The organism is Neisseria sp. P0021.S005 (assembly GCF_051956955.1).
The window spans coordinates 1-1,531 of record NZ_JBQCWY010000712.1; the positions used below are offsets into that span (position 1 = coordinate 1).

At 51.3% G+C, this 1,531-nt stretch carries 2 protein-coding genes; both read right to left on the bottom strand.

What is annotated here, in order from left to right; all coding sequences use genetic code 11:
- Positions 1-58 precede the first annotated feature (58 nt).
- On the bottom strand, positions 59-901 hold the full coding sequence (locus ACTHUE_RS18595; RefSeq protein ID WP_049344871.1) for an HlyC/CorC family transporter: 843 nt from the start codon (positions 899-901) through the stop codon (positions 59-61).
- A gap of 1 nt (position 902) precedes the next feature.
- Complete coding sequence (gene ybeY / locus ACTHUE_RS18600; RefSeq protein WP_049344870.1) at positions 903-1,418, bottom strand: rRNA maturation RNase YbeY; 516 nt, start codon at positions 1,416-1,418, stop codon at positions 903-905.
- Positions 1,419-1,531: the final 113 nt, after the last annotated feature.

The window sequence follows — 1,531 nt, forward strand, 5'->3', positions numbered from 1 at the left end:
GCGACAAAGTCTTTGTTGTCGCGTGTTTGATAGTGTTTGGAGACGTGATCCAGAATAATCATGGTTTATCCGTGTTTTCTTTAATTCGTGTGGCCATCAGGGTGTGCAGACGGCGGTTGTCGGCGCGTGCGACGGTAAATTGCAGGCTGCCGATGATGACTTTTTCGCCGCGTACGGGCAGGTGTCCCAATTCTTGAATGACCAGGCCACCGATGGTATCGGCTTCTTCGCTGCTGTATTCCGTACCGAAGAAGGTGTTGATGTCTTTGATTTCGGTGGCAGCGTGGATGCGCCAGCGTTCGGAAGAAACGGCGTGGATATTGTCGGCGCTGTCGTCTTCATCAAATTCGTCTTCGATGTCGCCGACGATTTGCTCGATGATGTCTTCAAAGGTTACCAGGCCGGATGTACCGCCGTATTCGTCAATGACAATCGCCATGTGGTTGCGTTGTTCGCGGAATTCTTTTAAAAGGGAGGCCAGTGATTTGCCTTCGGGGACGAAAACGGCAGGGCGCAAGACGGATTTCAGGTGGAACTGCTCGGGGTTGAACATATATTTGAGCAGGTCTTTGGCGTGCAAAATGCCCAAAACTTCGTCTTTGTCTTCGCCGATGACGGGGAAACGCGAATGGGCGGTTTCGATGATGTAGGCCGTGATGCGCTCGATGCTGTCGTTTTCTTTCAATACGTTCATGCGGCTGCGCGTAATCATGGCATCGCGCACTTCCAGCTCGGCAAAGTCCAATACTTTTTCCAGCCGGGTCAGTGTGTCGGCATCAAAAACTTCCTGCTCGTGCGCTTGGCGCAGCAGGGTCAATACGTCTTCGGCGGAATCAGGCTCGCCGGCAAGTCGGGAGATTAGGCGTTCGAAAAACTTGGGTTTCGACTGCGTACCGTCCATTTTAATATTCGTCCTCTTGGTAGGGGTTGGGGAAGCCTGCCGCCAGCATCAGGCGGATTTCTTCGGCTTCCATTATTTCGGCTTCATTGTCTTCGATGTGGTCGTAGCCCATCAGGTGTAAAGTACCGTGTATGGTCAGGTGGGCAAAATGCTGCTCAGGTGTTTTGCCTTGTTCGGCGGCCTCTTTCAAAACCACTTGCGGACAAATTACCAAATCGCCATACAAGCCGTCTGAAAACTGGTCGGGCAGGATTTCGCCTTCGTTGAGCGCGAAACTCAATACATTGGTGGCGTAATCCTTGCCGCGGTAGTCGCGGTTGTAGGCGCGGGCTTCTTCTTCGTCCAGAAGAATCAGGCTGATGTCTGCGCGGCGGTATTCATTTTTCAAGGCCGACCACGCCCAGCGGTAGAAGTCGTTCTCTGACGGAAGGTTGGCGGCGGAAGAAGCGTTTTCAAAGCTCAGATGAAAACGTTGCCGCTGTAAGGATAAAAAAGGATATTTCTTGGCGCGTTTCATGTTGTCCGGAAAATTTGGTTTTTAGGCGTAAATATAACATATTCACCCCCATGCCGTCTGAAAAAACGCCCAAAATATGATAGACTTCATGCCGTTTTCCATCTTTCAGGCAA